This window comes from Arthrobacter sp. AIWTK1 (assembly GCF_056680535.1).
This window is the reverse complement of record NZ_CM155287.1, coordinates 4530430-4547650: the sequence shown is the minus strand read 5'-3', so window position 1 is coordinate 4547650 and position 17221 is coordinate 4530430. Positions and strand designations below refer to the sequence as shown.

Sequence of the window (17221 nt, the reverse complement as noted above, 5' to 3'; positions counted from 1 at the left end):
CTAGTCGGCCACGTCCGTCTTCGCGATGTAGACGTCGCACGGTGCGTTGTGCGCCACGCTGTTGGCGACACTGCCCAGGACCCGGCCGAGCCCGCGCATCCGGCGGTTGCCCACCACGATCATGCGGGCGTCGAAGCGCTCGGCTTCCTTGATCAGGGCCTCCGCCGGCTTGCCCCGGGCCGCTGAATAGGTGACCTTGAGGCCTTCCCTGCTCAGCCGTCCCGCAACGTCCTTGGCTACTTTCTCGGCCTCACCGGCATCAGAGACAATGAACCGGTCACTGCCGCTGCCGTAAACCTCGGTGCGGTCGCTGTCGAACGCCGTCACCACGTGAAGGGTAGCCTCCAGGGACGCGGCAAGCCCTTGCGCTGTTTCCGCGGCCCGCATGGCAGTCTCACTGCCGTCAACGCCGACAACAATAACTCCGGTCATAGTCCTGCTCCTAAGGGATCGGTCAGCCTAATGGGAAGTGCCCGGCTGCGTGCGGTAATGATTCAGGCTACAGCGCCGCGATGGCGTCCCGCAGGACCGGCGCAAGCCGCCGCACGCCTTCGGCGATGATCTCGGGAGGAACGGCACTAAAAGCGAGGCGCAGCTTGTTGGACGGTTCGTCCGAATGCGTGAATGCCGCTCCCGGGATGAACACGACGCCGGCGTCGATTGCCTTGCGCAGCAGCGGGTACGTGTCCACACCCTCGGGCAGCGTTACCCAGACGAAGAAGCCGCCCTCGGGCCGGGTCCAGCTGAGCCCCTCCGGCATGTACTCTTCCAAGGCGGCGAGCATGGCCTCGCAGCGCTCGGCATAGAGCCCGCGGTAGGTTTCGATCTGCCCTTTCCAGTCGTAGTCACGCAGGTAGGCCGAGACCAGCATCTGGTTCAGCGTCGACGGGCAGAGCGTCACGGCTTCGGACGCCAGGTAATAGCGGCGCTGGAGGTGCGCCGGCACCAGGGCCCAGCCAATCCGCAGCCCGGGGGCGAAGATTTTGGAGAACGAGCCCATATAGATGACATCGTCGGGATTGCCGGCCCGCAGGGGAGCCAGCGGCTTGCCGTCGAAGCGGAGCAGGCCGTACGGATTGTCTTCGAGGACCAGGATATTCGCCTTGCGGCATATATCGACGATTTGCTGCCGACGTTCCTCAGCGAGCGTGATGCCGGACGGGTTGTTGAAGTTGGGAATCGTGTAGAGGAACTTGATGTTCTTGCCGGCGGTCTGGAGGGCGGCAATCCGGGCTTCCAGGAGATCGGGCACCAGGCCGTGCTGATCCATGGGAACCGTGGCCACCTCCACCTGGTACGCCTCGAAGGTATTCAGGGCGCCCACATAGGTGGGGTCTTCCACCAGCACTACGTCACCGGGGTTGCAGAACACCTTCGTGGCGACGTCCTGGGCTGATTGGGAACCCGCAGTGATCACTACGTTCCGGGGGTCCGCATCGAGGATGCCCTCTGCTGCCATCACCTCGCAGATCTGGGTGCGGAGCTCTTCGGTCCCCTGGCCGTTGCCGTACTGAAGTGCGGTCAGGCCCTGTTCGGAGATGATCTTCGCTGCCGTCTGGCCCAGCCGTTCCAGCGGCAGGGACTGCAGGTAGGGGCTGCCGCCGGCCAGCGACACCAGGCCCGGGCGGAGCGAGATGTCAAAGACGTCGCGGACGGCGGACTGCTTGATATTGGCTGCGCGCTCCGAGAAAAGTCCGTCGTGGCGGTGGGCGGACGTAGCCGCGCGTTCGATTGCGTCAATTGCTTCGGCCGGCAGGACATCGGCGGCAGCATCAAGTGTTTCGTGGGTCACATTCACAGGATACAACCATATGTTGCCAATGAGGCAACGTTTGTTGATAAGAAGTTGCGGACCTTTCCGGGTGCACGCCCGAAGCTCCTTTACCTTGGGCGGCGCAGGGCATGGAATAGACCCATGACTTCGCACAGCCGCCTGGGACCCCTGTCCGCCGCCTTCCACGCTCTGCACCAAGGCACTGCGCCACTGGTCCTGGTGAATATCTGGGATGTGGCGTCTGCCCGGCTGGTGGAGGAGGCCGGGGCAGCGGCGCTGGCCACCTCCAGCTCGGCCCTCTCATGGAGCCTTGGCTTTCCGGACGGCAACCACCTGCCGCGCGAACTGGCCATGGCGGCCCTCCGTCGGATCGCTGCCTCCACTGCGCTCCCCGTCACCGCGGACATCGAGACCGGTTATGCCAGCCCCGGCGGCACCTTCGACGACGGTGAGCTTAGGGAAACCATCCGCAGCGTCCTGGCTGCCGGGGCGGTCGGCGTGAACTTCGAGGACTCCGGCGACGAACCGCTGACTGACGTAGCAGAACAGGCGCGCCGCATCGCCGTCGTCCGCCATGTGGCGGAAGAAGAGGGCGTTGACCTGTTTATCAACGCGCGCACCGACACCTACCTGTCCGGCCGTTTTGCGGACAACGCCTTCACGGAAACGATCCGACGTGCGGAGGCATACCTGGCCGCCGGAGCCAACGGAATATTCGTGCCCGGGGTGCAGGACCTGCACGTGCTCCATGACCTGTCCCGGCGGATTGGCGCGCCCTTGAATGCGCTCGCCGGCGTGGGTGCGCCCTCAGTTGGGGAACTGCACGACGCCGGCGTCCGCCGGATCAGCATCGGTGGCAACACTGCCAAGGCTGCGTATGCCACCGTCTCCAGGGTGGCCGAAGACGTGCTCGGGGACGGCAACTGGTCCGAACTGGCCGGCGCCCGCAGCCACGAGGCCATGGATGAATTGTTCCGGCGCAGCTGACCATCAGAGTCGCCGTCTGTCCGGCGCGCCCCTCGCGCTGTGGGGTGATGCCTAGCGGAGGCTCACGGCCTCCGCCAGCCGCCGCCCGTCCACGTAGATCTCCGCCCGCGCTGCGCCGACGGCAGACACGGCCGTGTGCGTAAGCTGCGCTTCCAGGCGCGGGATGTCGCAGGTGCCCCCGGGCCGGATCGTTCCGGTCAGGTTTACCACCACAGTGGTTCCGTCGAAGTAAGCGGACACGTAACTGAGTGTGGAGTCATCCAGGGAGTTGTACAGTCCGTCCGGGGGATCGCCGCCGCCCAACAGGATTCCGAGGGCCGACTGAAGCGGTTCCTCCGCCGCCGTGGTGCTGTGGAAAACGGCCACCAGGCTGTCGTTGCAGCCGAACCGTACGCCGGTGCTGCCGCCGTCGTCCACTGCCACGAAGTACACCGGCGTCCCGCCGGGGAGCTTGCCGCGCAGCAGTGCCTTGCCCTCTGCGGCCGGTTCCTCCGGCGCGGCCAGGCTCCCGGAGCCGGAGTTGCCCGAGCCGCCTGCCGCTGGAGTGCCCGACGCCGTACTGCCGGGGGCGCTTACCGCGGTGGAATCGTCAGTGGCCGCGGCGGCTTTGGAGCCTGCCTGCGCGGTGATGCTGCCACCCGTCCTGGGTTTAGCCGCCATGCTGGAAGCGGCAAGGGCCGGCCCGGAGGAGGACGCCGCCGGGGGTGGGGCGTCGGCGCTGGTGGTCGCGGGAAATGGCGCCGGAAGGGGTTGTGGTTCCGGCATGAGGCCTGGCCTAACTGCCGAATTCTCCGGTGCCGGCCCAGACGTCGAGCACGAGCCGAGCCACAGTGGAAGAATCAACGCGGCCGCCGCCGCACATGCCCGGACCCCAGGCGTGAACATCATGAACGCACCGCTCTTTCAGCTCTCGCACGTCCCCGTCTCCACGTTACGGCGGCGCCCCTGTGCACGGAATATATGCCGAGTGACGGTTCTGCGTCAGCTCGATCACGGAATGGTGACGCGCAAACGCCCCCGGCAGATGCCGGGGGCGTTGGGTGCGCTAAATGCGGTGAATCAGGCTGCTTCGGCGGCTGTTCCGGCATTTGCCAGGGCTTCGAACACGCCCTTGATCTGCTCCACAACTTCGGCGTCGTCCTTGGGGTGGACTTCGGCGAAGCGGACCATGGAGCCGGGTACGGCCAGCTTGGCGTCCTCGAGCACCTGGGCGCCGGCGATGCCGACAGCCTTGCGGGCTTCGTCCTGCGCCCAGACTCCGCCGTACTGGCCGAAAGCGGTCCCGACGACCGCGGTGGGCTTGCCGGCAAGGGCGCCGGCACCAAACGGACGGGACAGCCAGTCAATCGCGTTCTTCAGCGACGCCGGCACGGTTCCGTTGTGCTCCGGCGTGACCAGCAGCAGGACGTCGGCCTCGTTGGCGGCGGCGCGCAGGGCTGCGGCTGCGGCCGGAACCTGGCCCTCGACGTCGATGTCTTCGTTGTAGAACGGGATGTTGCCCAGGCTTTCGTGGATAACAACTTCAACCTGCTCCGGCGCGTTCAGCTGGATGGCCTCGGCGAGCTTGTGGTTGGTGGATTCGGCGCGCAGGCTGCCGACCAGGGTGAGTACGGTGCTCTTGGACATGTGAACTCCTAGTTTCTGGCCGCGGGAGGGTCCGCAGGCTGGTTGATCATGGAGGCTGGTGAGTGCCTTCACTCATGCTAAACGGACTACGGTCCGTATGTTATTCCCCGGACTAGAATAATTTCTGTGAGCCTCATCCCAATCCGCTCCGGATCGCCGTTGGCCGGGGAATCGGAACGCAGCGACGCCGCCCGTAACCGGGAGCTGCTTCTCAAGGCTGCCCGCGAACTCATTGAGGAGTGCGGGGCGGACGGCCTCACCATGGACCGCCTGGCCGAGCGGGCAGGCGTCGGCAAAGGCACCGTCTTCCGGCGGTTCGGCTCCCGGGCAGGGCTCATGATGACGCTGCTCAGCGATTCGGAGGCCGAGTTTCAGGGCCGGTTCATGTTCGGGCCGCCGCCGCTGGGCCCGGGCGCGCCGCCGCGGGACCGGCTCGTGGCGTTCGGTGCCGAGCGGATTTCCTATGTCCTGGAATACGGCGAGCTGGCCCGGGCTGCGGACTCCTCCGCCTACAACCGTTTCGACGTGCCGGCGGCCGTGCTCTGGCACCGGCATATCGAAATGCTCCTGCGGGCGGCCGGCGTGACCGCCGACCCCTGGCTGATGGCGATGTCCCTGAGCTCCACCCTGGATCCGGAGCGGCTGCTCTACGCGGTGCGGGTGCACCACGTAGCACCCGAGCGGCTCGCCGAGTCCTGGCGCGAACTGGTCACCCGCGTGGTGAGCTGTCCCGGCGGCGTTGCTGACCCGATGGACGATACTTCCGCGGGCGACCGGTAATCCGCGGACCGCATCCGGGCCGCTCAAATCAATCATCGTGATTTATTCATAACGATCTGATACAGGCCGCCCGTGTTCCGCTTTGACGCACCTTGGAGGCCCCTGCATATGTGGTAGTTTCCTCTGGAATGTGACCCGCAACATAGTCCACAAGGACACGGCCCCCAGGGGCTCGCGGGCGGCCAGACACCCGCTGGCCATGATCCCGGATCGGCGGCGGACCCCCTGCCGGTTCGGGGGATGACGGAAGGATCGACTGCTGTGATTGCTGATATGACACCCGCCCGGGACGGCGCCTCCCAAGCGCCGCCGTCACTGCACGGCGTGGAACTGGCGCCGGCGATCCTGAGCTAGGCAGACATGTTCCGTTACCTCGCCAAAAGGGCAGCCACCTACCTGCTCATGATCTTCCTGACCACGTCGGCGGGGTACTTCCTCGCCGTCAGCACGCTGCAGCCCGCGTTGCTGGAACAGGAACGGATCCCGCGGCCGACGCCCGAGCAGGTGGCAAACTCCTTCCGTCTCAAGGGCCTGGACCCGACGCTCAGCCCGTGGGAGCGCTACGTTGACTGGCTCACGGCGGTGGTCACGCGGTGGGACTGGGGCCGAAGCCCCAACGGCGCTTTCATCAACGCCGAGTTCGGGGACCGCGTATGGATCTCCACCCGGCTGTTCCTGGCCTCGATAGTCCTCACCCTGATCATCGGCGTGGCACTGGGCGTGTACACCGCCGCCCGGCAGTACAAGTTTTCCGACCGCGCAATCACCTCCTACAGCTACCTTGTGTACATCGTGCCCGCGCCGATCGCCTACTTCCTGGTCCAGCTCGGTGCCATCAACATCAACGAAACGGTCGGCGAACGGATTCTGTTCGTCACCGGCATCTCCACCCCGGGGCTGGAAGGCAACGGCTGGGTCCAGTTTGTGGACATGCTGGCCCACTACGCCGTGCCCACGTTTGCCATCACCATCGTGGGCTGGGGGACCTACCAGATCGCCCAGCGCCAGTACCTGCTGGACAACGTCAACGCCGACTTTGTCCGGACGGCCCGGGCCAAGGGCCTCACCCGCAACCAGGCCATCACCCGCCATGCCCTTCGGGTCTCGTTCATCCCGGTGGCGCAAAGCATTGCGTTCACCATTCCGGCCATCTTCGCCGGCGGATTTTTTGCCGAGAAGATCTTCGCCTGGCACGGCGTCGGCTCCTGGAGCATCGACGCGATCGCCCTGCAGGACGTGAACGCGGCCACGGCCACCTTGGCCTACGGCTCGGTGATTTTCGCGATCGGAGCCATCCTCGCGGACTTCGCCACCACCCTTGTCGACCCGAGAGTGCGGGTGCAGTAGCCATGACCAACCTGAACGCGATAGACCCCGCGGCCGTCGCCGAGGAAGCAAGGATCGAGAACGACGACGTCGTAATCGCCAAATCCGCGATCATCCTGCGTCGTTTCCTGCGGAACAAGACAGCTGTTGCCGGCCTGGTCATCTTCATTGCCCTTACGGTCTTCTCCTTCGTGGGAGGTTTCTTCTCCCCCTGGGACAAGGAAACCATCGACCCCTTCAATATCGGCATGCCGCCGTCCGCGGAGCACCTGCTGGGCACGTCCCAGGCGGGCATCGACCTCTACGCCCTGGTGGTGGAAGGCACCCGGATCTCCATCCTCATCGGACTGGTGGTGGGGCTGGACTCGGTGCTGATCGCTGCCGTCTACGGCTGCACCATGGCGTACTTCGGCGGCAAGGTGGACAAGGTCATGCTCTTTGTCCTCGAGGCCCTGATCATGATGCCGGCCCTGCTGGTGGTTGCGGTGGCCACGAGCGGCGGCGGCAACGGCCTCCGCGAGAACCTTCCCAGCTGGCTGCTGCTGATCATCGTGCTCCTGGTCTTCAGCTGGATGGGTACCGCGCGCCTCATCCGTTCCCTCTCGATGTCGCTGATGCAGCGGGACTTCGTCAAGGCCGCCCAATACATGGGCATCCCCGCCCGTCGGATCGTCTGGCGGCACCTGGTGCCCAACATCGGATCCCTGCTGGTCCTGGACATCACCCGCGGCGTGACCGGAGCCATCCTGGCTGAGGTCGCCTTCTCCTTCATCGGCATCGGCATCAAGGTCCCCGATGTCAGCCTGGGCGTGCTGATAGGCCAAGCCACGTCGCAGGTGTCCACCTTTCCCTGGATGTTCTGGGTTCCGCTGGTGGTGATGTTCCTGCTGACGGGTTCGCTGGCCATGATGAATGACGGGCTGCGCGATGCGTTCGATCCCAGCTCAAGCTCCGTGGGCAGCGCCAAAAAGGGCAGCGCCAAAAAGGGAATGGCCCGGACGGGCAATACACCCAAGACCACAGCAAAGAAGAGCAAATGAGCAGCGAAACCACCGCCAGCACGGAAACGACTGCGGAACGACTGCACGTCGCAGGGCTGCACGCGCCGGGTGATGGCCCCGCGGATGCCGTCCTGTCCGTCAGGGACCTCAACGTCCGGTTCAACTCGGAGAACGGCGTTGTCCACGCGGTCCGCGGCGTGGACTTCGACCTCCTTCCGGGCAAGACCCTGGGCATCGTGGGGGAGTCCGGTTCAGGTAAATCCGTGACCTCCCTGGCCATCATGGGCCTGCTCCCCGCGACGGCCGAGGTCACCGGCTCGGTGCGGTTGAACGGCAAGGAACTGCTGGGCCTCAGTGACAAGGCCATGTGCGGGTACCGCGGTAACGACATCGCCATGGTCTTCCAGGACCCGCTCTCTTCCCTGACGCCCGTGTACACGGTGGGCCACCAGATCATCGAGGCGCTGACGGTCCACCACCCCAAGATGAGCAAACAGGCCAAGGAGGCCCGCGCCGTCGAACTCCTTCGCATGGTGGGCATTCCCAGCCCGAAGGACCGCCTGAAGGCGTTTCCACACGAATTTTCCGGCGGCATGCGCCAGCGCGTGATGATCGCCATCGCGATTGCCAACAACCCGCGGGTGCTCATCGCGGATGAGCCGACGACGGCGCTGGACGTCACCATCCAGGCGCAGGTCCTGGAGGTGCTCCACACCGCGCAGGAAGAGACCGGAGCCGCCGTCGTGATGATCACGCACGACCTCGGCGTGGTGGCCGGCATGGCGGACGACATTATGGTGATGTACGCGGGAAAGCCGGTGGAGACCGGCAGCGTGGACGACATCTACTACAGCCCACGGATGCCCTACACCATGGGCCTGCTGGGCGCAGTGCCCCGCGTGGACGTCGCGGAAAAGTCCTCGCTGGTGCCCATCGAGGGCATTCCGCCCAACCTGATCCACGCCCCCACCGGGTGTTCCTTCGCGCCCCGGTGCCCCCTGGCGAGTGACGCCTGCCTGCAGGGCGAACCGGAGCTGTGGCCGGTCAGCGGACCGCGGGCAGCGGGGAACGGCCCCGCCGGCAGCGGCGCCCACAAGGCGGCCTGCATCAAGACGGACTCCCTTGGCGCGGAAGTGGATGTCCACGAGATTTTCCAGGCCCCGGCCGTTCCGGTCTCCCGCTTCGATGCCGTTCCGCGGCAGGAGCGCAGGACAGTCCTGGAACTGCGGGACGTCCGGAAGCACTTCCCGCTGCTGAAGGGCTCGCTCATCAAACGTCGGATCGGCACGGTGAAGGCCGTGGACGGGCTGAGCTTCGATATCCGCGAAGGCGAGTGCTTCTCAATCGTGGGCGAGTCCGGCTGCGGTAAAACCACCACCCTGCTGGAAATCATGGAGTTCCACAAGGACCAGGACGGCGAGGTGACCATCGGCGGGCTGAGCAACAAGGCGGCGTCCGATGCCCGGACCAAGGCTGCCATGCGCAAGGAACTCCAGATGGTGTTCCAGGACCCCACCGGTGCACTCGATCCGCGCTTCACGGTCTTTGAAGTCCTGTCCGAGCCGCTCGAGAACGCCGGCCTGGCCAAGCCCGCGATCCGGAAACGCATCATGGAACTGATGGAGCTGGTTGGCCTCCAGCCGGATCACGTCAACCGCTTCCCCAACCAGTTCTCCGGCGGCCAGCGGCAGCGCATCGGCATTGCCCGCGCGCTCGCGGTCAATCCCAAGCTGGTGGTCCTCGACGAGCCCGTGTCAGCGCTGGACGTGTCCGTGCAGGCGGGCGTCATCAACCTGCTGGACAAGCTACGCGCAGAACTCGGCCTGAGCTACCTCATGGTGGCGCACGACCTCTCCGTGGTGCGCCACATCTCCAACCGCGTGGCCGTGATGTACCTGGGCAAGATCGTGGAAATCGGGAACGTGGACAGCGTCTTCGACAACCCGCGCCACCCCTACACCCGGGCACTCCTGTCCGCGATCCCGGTGCCGGACCCGCAGCTGGAACGGACCCGCGAACGCATCATCCTGCAGGGGGATCTCCCCTCGCCGCTGGATGCGCCGAAGGGCTGCAACTTCGCCACCCGCTGCCCGGTGTTCGCCGCGCTTCCCGCCGTGAAGCAGGGAAAATGCCTCACGCTCGAGCCGCCCCTGGAAACTGTCGCCCCGCCGCGATCGGCCCCGGCGCCGGCCCAAGACGCCGGCCGGCCGGCGACGGACCAGCAGTTCGCCTGCTTCTTCCCGGACGGCGAACTCGACGCGGACATGCTTGTTGTCCACGAAAGCCCATGACTTGCCCGAATCCCCCAAAGCACCAACTCTCGCACCAAAAAATGAAGGGAAAACCATGAAGAATCTGACCAAGATTGGCGGGGTGGCCGCCGTAACGGCTGCACTTGCGCTCACAGGCTGCGGCGGAGGCGGGACCTCCTCCGGCCCCGAGGCAGGCAAAGGCCAGGAAGCCGGCAGCGACCTCACCAAGCTGATCAGCATCAACGCCAAGGACGCCAAGGACCTTGAGCCGGGCGGCACCGTGACGCTTCCGCTGGGCAACATCGGTCCGGACTTCAACGGCTTTTCCAACAACGGCAACAGTGCGGACAACACCGCGCTGCACCGCCCCATCGATGGTGCGGGAACCTGGGGCTGCTGGAACTTCGACTTCGACGGCACGGCCACGCCGAACAAGGACTTCTGCGAAGACGTCAAGAGCGAGGTCAAAGACGGCAAGCAGACCATCACCATCAAGGTGAACGAGAAAGCCACCTACAACGACGGCACGCCGATCGACGTCAAGGCCTTCCAGAACACCTGGAACATGCTCAAGGGTGAAAACAAGGACATCGACATCGTCAGCTCCGGCGCGTACGAGTTCGTTGACTCCGTGAAGGCTGGTTCCAGCGACAAGGAAGTTGTGGTCACCACCACCCAGCCGGTATTCCCCCTGGATGCCCTTTTCACGGGCCTGATCCACCCGGCCGTGAATACGCCGGAAATCTTCAACACCGGCTTTACCGGCGACATGCACCCGGAATGGATGGCCGGCCCCTTCAAGCTGGACCAGTACGACAGCGCCGCCAAGACCGTGACCCTGGCGCAGAACGACAAGTGGTGGGGCACCAAGCCGGTGCTGGACAAGGTGGTGTTCCGCCAGCTGGAGACCAGCGCCCAGATTGCAGCGTTCAAGAACGGTGAAATCGATGGCGTCTCCGCCAACACCATCGCGCTGTACAAGCAGCTCGACGGCACCAAGGATTCAGAGGTCCGCCGCGGCCAGCGGCTGTTCGCGGGCGGCCTGAACCTCAACGCCCAGAAGGCTCCGATGACCGACGTCGCCATCCGCAAGGCGATCTTCACCGCCGTGGACCGCGAAGCGCTGCGCAAGGTCCGCTTCAACGGCCTGAACTGGGAAGAGACCAGCTCCGGCTCCATGATGCTGCTGCCGTTCTCCAAGTACTACCAGGACAACTACCCGGCCACGGAATCCGGTGCCGAAGCAGCCAAGAAGGTACTGACCGATGCCGGCTACAAGCCCAATGCAGCGGGCATCATGGAGAAGGACGGCGTCCCGGCCGCCTTCAAGATCAGCAACTTCGGCGACGACCCCACCACCCTGGCGTTCGTGCAGACCCTGCAGAAGCAGCTCCAGGCCGGCGGCATGGACGTAGGGATCGACCAGCGCGCCTCCGCCGACTTCGGCAAGGTTCTGGGAAGCCGCGACTTCTTCCTGAGCGTCTCCGGCTACACCGTCGGCGCTGACGCGACGGACGCGGTCAAGCAGTTCTACGACTCCAAGACCAACGAGAACGGCTTGGGCGACGCGGAGCTGGACGCCGAGATCAAGGCCCTCAGCAGCATCGAGGACAACGCCGAGCGCAACAAGGCGGCCATGGAGGTTGAAAGGAAGCACATGGCCAAGTACTTCTCCATGGGTGTTGTGATGAACGGACCGCAGATCTCGTTCGTCCGCACGGGCCTGGCAAACTACGGCCCGTCCCTGTTCAAGAGCCTGTCCCAGGTTCCGGACTGGACCAGCCTCGGCTGGGAGAAGAAGTAACAAAGCAACGCTGCGCTAACGCCAGGGCCGGCATTTCCGTGATCTCTTCACACGGGGGTGCCGGCCTTCGCCGTCCCCGTAACTCCTCTCCGGGGGTAGCGTTGGTTCCATGACCACAGCAGCAACTCCGGGCACCGGCCAGGGCAAGCCCGTGATCCGGACGGCGGTGGCCGGCTTTGGGTTGTCCGGCCGGGTGTTCCACGCCCCGTTGATCGCCGCCAATCAGGCCTACTCCCTGGACGTCATTGCAACGTCCGACGCCGGGAGGCAGTCCGACGCGGCCGGCAGCTACCCGGCCGCGCGCCTGGTAAACACTCCTGACGACATCCTGGCGATCGCCGGCGAGCTGGACCTGCTGGTCCTGGGGACGCCGCCGGCCACGCACTACCCGCTGACGAAAGCCGCGCTGGAGGCGGGGCTCGACGTCGTCGTTGACAAGCCTTTTGCGGTGCGCAGCGCCGACGGACAGGAACTTCTGGAGCTTGCCGCGCGACTGGGACGGGTGCTGACTGTGTTCCAGAACCGCCGCTGGGACGGCGACTACCTCACGGTGAGGGGGCTGGTGGAAGGGGGCGCCCTAGGCAACGTGACCCGGTTCGAGTCCCGGTTTGAGCGTTGGTCCCCCGAAGTCTCCAAGGCGTGGAAAGCGGACGCCACCGCGGACGACGGCGGCGGGGTGCTTTTTGACCTCGGATCCCACCTCCTGGACCAGGCCCTGCAGTTGTTCGGACCCGCCACGGTGACGCACGCGGAACTCCGGGCCCGGCGGCAGGGAGAAAAGACCGACGACGACGTCTTTGTGGCACTGCAGCACGAATCCGGCGTGATCAGCCATCTCTGGATGAACATGCTGTGCGCCCAGCAGGGACCCCGCTACCGGCTTCTGGGGTCGGAAGGCGGCTTTACCAAACACGGCGTCGACCCGCAGGAGCCGTACATTGTGGCCGGGGGAGGGCCCCTCGACGAGGAATACGGTGTGGAGGACGCCGAATGGGCCGGATCGCTGGGGCGCGACGGACATCTGGACCGGCTGTCCACCGAGCGGGGAGCGTACCCGGAGTTCTACCGGATCCTTGCCGACAAAATCCACGACGGCGGCGCCACCTCGTCCCTGCCGCTACCAGTAGACGCGGCAGGCCCGATCGAAGTCCTCAAACTCATCGAACAAGCACGGGAACTGGCGACGCGCAGGGCTTAACCAAGACTGCGCTGAACGACAGACATCCGGCAGCGTGCGTCTAAGCGACGAAGGAGCGAGCACGCCGAGGATGTGTGTCGTCCAGCGCGGCAGGACGAACTAAAGGACTACGCGGAGACCAGTTCGTGCCAGTCAGCTACGAGCGGCAGGTTGTGCGCTTCGGAGACCGAGTGGTGTGCCACGTGGCCGGCGGCGATGTTGAGGCCGGAAGCCAGTGCCGGGTCCTTCTCGAACGCTGCCTTGACGCCCAGGTTGGCGAGGGCCACGCCGTAGCGCAGGGTCACGTTGGTGAGTGCGTAGGTGGAGGTGTTCGGGACCGCGCCCGGCATGTTTGCCACGCAGTAGAAGATCGTGTTGTGGACCTTGTACGTGGGTTCCTGGTGCGTGGTGGGGTGGGTGTCCTCGAAGCAGCCGCCCTGGTCCACGGCGATGTCCACGAGGACGGAGCCGGGCTTCATCCGGGCAACAAGCTCGTTGGTGACCAGCTTCGGGGCCTTGGCGCCCGGGATCAGGACGGAGCCGATCACCAGGTCCGCGTCCACGACGGACTTTTCGATCTCGTACTTGTTGGACGCAACGGTCTTCAGGCGGCCCTGGTACTGGGCGTCGAGTTCACGCAGGCGGTTGATGTTGATGTCCAGGATGGTGACGTCCGCGCCGAGCCCCAGGGCCATCGCTGCGGCGTTGGTGCCGGCCACGCCGGCGCCGAGGACAACAACCTTGGCCGGGCGCACGCCGGGGACGCCGCCGAGCAGGACGCCCTTGCCGCCGGCGGGGGCCATCAGCGACGTGGCGCCCACCTGGACGGACAGGCGGCCTGCAACCTCGGACATCGGGGCCAGCAGGGGCAGGGTGCGGCCTTCCTGGACGGTCTCGTAGGCGATCGCGGTGACGCCGGAGTTGATGAGCTCCCGGGTGAGTTCGGGCTCGGCGGCGAGGTGCAGGTAGGTGAAGAGGATCAGGCCCTTGCGGAAGCGGTGGTATTCCGCGGCGATGGGTTCCTTGACCTTCATGACCATGTCGGCGCGGGACCAGACGTCATCGGCTTCGGTGACGATCTCTGCGCCGGCGATGGCGTACTCCTCGTCCGTGATTCCGGAGCCAAGGCCTGCGCCGCGCTCCACCAGAACGGTGTGGCCGTGGGTGCGGAATTCGTGCACGCCAGCGGCGGTGATGGCTACGCGGAATTCGTTGTTCTTGATCTCTTTGGGGACGCCGATGATCATTTCTTGGGCTCCGTTGTTGGTGGCCTTTGTGGGCCGAATGTGCGGGGGAACTGGTACTTCCAGAATAAATCCGCGTGTGAGGTAGCCGACAGGACGCCCCGGGCCTGGCAGGCGGGCCTCCGCGTGTTGCCGGGGTTTTTGGAATTCCCGCCTAGACATCTGTCGAGCCGCGAAGCGTCAGGTGTCGCCTGGTGTCCGTTCACGTTCCGGCGGCGACGGGCAGTAAGGTGGCAACCATGCACCAGCAGGATGTGGAACAGCTCGTGGAGCAGGTAGCCCTAAAGCTCGGACGGGGGCTGTCGCTCGAGGACCTCGACGGCGTCCTGCTCGCCTACAGCTCCAACCAGTCCCACGCGGACCGGGTCCGGGTGAATTTCCTGCTCAGCAAGCGCGTCCCGGCGGACGTGAAGGCCTGGCAGCTCTCGCACGGCATCGCGACGGCGGTGCGTCCAGTCGTCGTTCCCGCCAACGAGGAGCTGGGCATGCTGGGACGCGTCTGCGTGCCGCTGCTGGTCCGCGGTTTCCGCGTCGGCTACCTCTGGGTGCAACAGGACATTGAAGACCAGAGCGCGACGGCGATCCTCACCCAGCTGCCCGGCGTCCGGGACGAGCTGGAGCTGCTGTCCGGGCTGCTGCTCGAGTCGAACACTGCCGAATCCGAGTTCCGGCGCCGCAGGGAACAGGAGTTCCTGAGCGCCTGCCGCGGCGAGGCCAACGCGGTGGCCGCGGTGGCCGGCTGGAAAGAAGTCCAGGGGCGCGGCCCCTGGCAGCTCGTCACGGTGCTCGACGCCGACGGCTGGGCCGAGGGCTCCGACCCCATTGCTTCAACGCTGATCCACCGGTCCTCGGCGCTGCAGGCCACGATCGGGGTGGACGCTGCGCTTTTCAGCGCCGGAACGGAAACCCACGCCGTGATCCTGTTCCGGGAATCCACCGGCCGTGCAGCCCACGCGCAGGTCCTGGTCCACTACCAGCTGGAACTCGCCAAGCGGTCCGGGCGGCCGGTGCACCGGATCATCCTCGGAACAAGCGAGGGCTTCGCGAAGCCCCGTGAACTGGCGGATGCCTACCTGCAGTCCAAACAGGCTGCGCAGGCAGCCGCAGTGGATCCCCAGCTGGGCGAACTGGTGGACTGCCGTGCCACGGGCGTCTATCAGCTGCTGGCGTCCGCCGGCGGCGGTGCCGGTGCCTGGGCCGACGCGGGGTCCGTGTACTGGCGCATGCTGGAAGACCATGACCGGAACGGTGAGCTCCTGCCCGTTCTGGAGCTCCTGTACGACAATGACGGTTCCGTGCAGGATGTTGCCACCAGGCTGCATCTGCACCGGAGCAGCATCTACAACCGGCTGGGCCGCATCAGGCAGGTCCTCGGCGTGGACCCGCTGAAGGGCATGGTCCGGCTGGAACTCCACGCTGCGCTCAAAGCCCGCCGCTGGTCCGGGCGGCCGAGGATCTAGCGCGCGCTCTTACTCCCCAAAGACCTTCCGGGCCAGGAATTCGTTACGGAATTTGTGCTCCGGGTCCATCCGTTCGGCGAGGTCCGTGAAGTCGGCAAAGCGCGGGTAAAGCCCGGCGACGGCGTCGGCGTCTGCATGGAACAGCTTGCCCCAGTGCGGCCGGGCGTGGAACGGCGCCAGTGCCTCCTCCATCACGGGGAGCAACTTCTCCACCTCGTCCTGCCGCTGCTTCCAGGTGAAATGGAACCCCACTGAATCCTGGCCGTACGCGGTGCTGAGCCAGAGCTTGTCCGCCGCCACGGTGCGGATCTCCGAGACGAGCAGCAGCGGGGTGATGCGGTCCGAAAGGGCACGGAGCTCCCCGATGGCGGCCACAGCGTGTTCGCGGCGGACGAAGAATTCGCTTTGCAGTTCCTGGCCGCTGCTGGGCGTGAAGGCCATGCGGAAGTGCGCCAGCCGCTCGGACCAGGGCCCCGGGCCCCCGAGCTGTTCCGTGCAGTTTTCGGCCGAGACCCCGGGCAGCGGGTGCCGGGCGACGGCGGCCCGCGTCCCGCCGAAGAACGTGGCGCCGGCGAAGGCCCCGCGGGCGAACGCTGAATCAGCGCGGGCTGTGCCGGCGGCGCCACCGGCTGCCGGGCCGGAAACGCGGCTCTTGAGCCAGGCCTGCGCGACGGCGTCCCCGCTCCAGTCCGTAAACAGGCTGACGCTGTACGCGCTGGAGGTGGCGGCGTCGAAATTTCCCAGAACCGTCTCCCAGGGCAGGGCTTCAAAGACGTCCTGCCGGACAGTGAAGGTGGGTTCGATGTCCAGCGTCACCTTGGTGACGACGCCCAGGGCTCCGAGGCCGACGACGGCGCCGTCAAAGTCGGGCGAGCCGCCGCGGGTGAGGTGGTGGACGGTTCCGTCCGCTGCCACGATTTCCAGTGCTGCGACGGACGTCGCCAGGTTGCCGTTGGCGTCGCCGGAGCCGTGGGTTGCGGTGGCGATGGCTCCGGCGACGGAAATGTGCGGGAGGGAGGCAAGGTTGGGCAGTGCAAATCCGTTGTCCTCCAGCGTCTCCGCCAGGGTTCCGTAGCGGGTTCCGCCGGAGACCGTGACGGTGCGGGCTGCGGCGTCGATGCGGATGCCGGGGTCCAGGTTTTCGAGCGAGACCAGCGATCCGGGGGAGTCGGCGATGGCATTGAACGAGTGCCGGGAGCCCAGGGCGCGGATTTTCGAGGCGCCGGCCACCACCTCCTGGACTTCCTCGAGGGTCCGGGGGCGGCGGATCGAAGCCGCCGTATAGCGGTAATTTCCGGCCCAGTTCAGTTCCGGAGCGGCGTTGCCGGCTCTGGCGCTTCCGCTTAGCCCGGGCAGTTCGCTGACCTCAGTGCGCATTGCATCCCTTTCGCGCCGGACCACCGGGGGCATCGGCTGCTTGTTATCGCTAACAAGTCTGTGAGCGGTTCCGCTCCGTGTCAATGGCCATCCATGGTTCAGATGCGTCAGCGGTCTTCCACTGAGGTTCGCGACTGGCTTTGCTCGAGGAGGCGGACAGCGGCTTCGCGACGGCGGCGGGCGAGGTGGCTTTCCAGGCCCTTCGAGACGGCAACGAAAGCTACGCAGCTGGCCATGAATGCGGCCGTATTATTCAGCCCCATGGCCGTTCCAAGGGCGGCCGTCAGCAGCATGGCGGCGAACCCCGCCACAATGTGCCACCCTCTGAACTTACCCACGAATAAAGGGTAACCCCGGCCTTTGCGGCGTTCCGGCGGTAAGCGGGGATCGTTGCTTGATCCTTATCACTGCTT

Annotated in this window: 15 protein-coding genes; 8 read left to right on the top strand and 7 right to left on the bottom strand. The window is 65.9% G+C overall.

All coding sequences use genetic code 11. The features are described from left to right. Both AC1MDG_RS20825 and AC1MDG_RS20820 read right to left on the bottom strand, forming a co-directional pair. The gene (locus AC1MDG_RS20825; protein ID WP_479806589.1) at window positions 1-432 is read right to left on the bottom strand and encodes a universal stress protein; all 432 of its coding nucleotides are present in this window, start codon (window positions 430-432) and stop codon (window positions 1-3) included. Between the two features lie 67 nt (window positions 433-499). Then, window positions 500-1792, bottom strand: coding sequence for an aminotransferase-like domain-containing protein (locus AC1MDG_RS20820; RefSeq protein ID WP_479806587.1), 1293 nt, complete (start codon window positions 1790-1792; stop codon window positions 500-502). 123 nt (window positions 1793-1915) lie between these two features. On the opposite strand from AC1MDG_RS20820, the gene AC1MDG_RS20815 reads away from it, so the two are divergent. Then, window positions 1916-2761 (top strand): isocitrate lyase/PEP mutase family protein, encoded by an 846-nt coding sequence (locus AC1MDG_RS20815; RefSeq protein WP_479806585.1) that lies wholly within the window; start codon window positions 1916-1918, stop codon window positions 2759-2761. A 51-nt stretch (window positions 2762-2812) separates the two neighbouring features. Here the strand turns inward: AC1MDG_RS20815 and AC1MDG_RS20810 are convergent, their stop codons facing one another. Both AC1MDG_RS20810 and AC1MDG_RS20805 read right to left on the bottom strand, forming a co-directional pair. Next, on the bottom strand, window positions 2813-3526 hold the full coding sequence (locus tag AC1MDG_RS20810) for a GerMN domain-containing protein (protein ID WP_479806583.1): 714 nt from the start codon (window positions 3524-3526) through the stop codon (window positions 2813-2815). Between the two features lie 294 nt (window positions 3527-3820). Next, window positions 3821-4387, bottom strand: a complete 567-nt coding sequence (locus AC1MDG_RS20805; protein ID WP_479806581.1) for an NAD(P)H-dependent oxidoreductase — start codon at window positions 4385-4387, stop codon at window positions 3821-3823. A 126-nt stretch (window positions 4388-4513) separates the two neighbouring features. Here AC1MDG_RS20805 and AC1MDG_RS20800 point away from each other — a divergent pair, with 126 nt between their 5' ends. The 6 genes from AC1MDG_RS20800 (at window position 4514) to AC1MDG_RS20775 (ending at window position 12748) form a co-directional block, all read left to right on the top strand. Beyond that, window positions 4514-5167 (top strand): TetR/AcrR family transcriptional regulator, encoded by a 654-nt coding sequence (locus tag AC1MDG_RS20800; protein ID WP_479806579.1) that lies wholly within the window; start codon window positions 4514-4516, stop codon window positions 5165-5167. 360 nt (window positions 5168-5527) lie between these two features. Beyond that, window positions 5528-6514 (top strand): ABC transporter permease, encoded by a 987-nt coding sequence (locus tag AC1MDG_RS20795; RefSeq protein ID WP_479806577.1) that lies wholly within the window; start codon window positions 5528-5530, stop codon window positions 6512-6514. 2 nt (window positions 6515-6516) lie between these two features. Continuing rightward, entirely contained in the window at window positions 6517-7533 is a 1017-nt protein-coding gene (locus AC1MDG_RS20790) for an ABC transporter permease (protein ID WP_479806576.1), read from the top strand. After that, complete coding sequence (locus tag AC1MDG_RS20785; protein WP_479806575.1) at window positions 7530-9785, top strand: dipeptide ABC transporter ATP-binding protein; 2256 nt, start codon at window positions 7530-7532, stop codon at window positions 9783-9785. Before AC1MDG_RS20790 ends, AC1MDG_RS20785 begins: the two co-directional genes overlap by 4 nt. Window positions 9786-9840: 55 nt before the next feature. Next, window positions 9841-11550 carry an ABC transporter family substrate-binding protein gene (locus AC1MDG_RS20780; protein ID WP_209741926.1) on the top strand — a complete coding sequence of 570 codons (1710 nt, stop codon included), beginning with the start codon at window positions 9841-9843 and terminating at the stop codon, window positions 11548-11550. Between the two features lie 109 nt (window positions 11551-11659). Next, window positions 11660-12748, top strand: coding sequence for a Gfo/Idh/MocA family protein (locus AC1MDG_RS20775; RefSeq protein ID WP_479806573.1), 1089 nt, complete (start codon window positions 11660-11662; stop codon window positions 12746-12748). 107 nt (window positions 12749-12855) lie between these two features. Here the strand turns inward: AC1MDG_RS20775 and ald are convergent, their stop codons facing one another. Continuing rightward, on the bottom strand, window positions 12856-13974 hold the full coding sequence (gene ald, locus AC1MDG_RS20770; RefSeq protein WP_479806571.1) for an alanine dehydrogenase: 1119 nt from the start codon (window positions 13972-13974) through the stop codon (window positions 12856-12858). A gap of 236 nt (window positions 13975-14210) precedes the next feature. On the opposite strand from ald, the gene AC1MDG_RS20765 reads away from it, so the two are divergent. Beyond that, the gene (locus AC1MDG_RS20765) at window positions 14211-15431 is read left to right on the top strand and encodes a PucR family transcriptional regulator (RefSeq protein ID WP_043485500.1); all 1221 of its coding nucleotides are present in this window, start codon (window positions 14211-14213) and stop codon (window positions 15429-15431) included. A gap of 9 nt (window positions 15432-15440) precedes the next feature. Here AC1MDG_RS20765 and AC1MDG_RS20760 read toward each other — a convergent pair whose 3' ends face one another. Together AC1MDG_RS20760 and AC1MDG_RS20755 are read right to left on the bottom strand one after the other, a co-directional pair. Beyond that, window positions 15441-16808, bottom strand: a complete 1368-nt coding sequence (locus AC1MDG_RS20760; RefSeq protein WP_479806568.1) for an FAD-binding protein — start codon at window positions 16806-16808, stop codon at window positions 15441-15443. 107 nt (window positions 16809-16915) lie between these two features. Beyond that, a complete protein-coding gene (locus AC1MDG_RS20755; RefSeq protein WP_011693832.1) occupies window positions 16916-17146 on the bottom strand; it encodes a hypothetical protein in 231 nt (76 codons plus the stop codon). Between the last annotated feature and the right edge of the window lie 75 nt (window positions 17147-17221).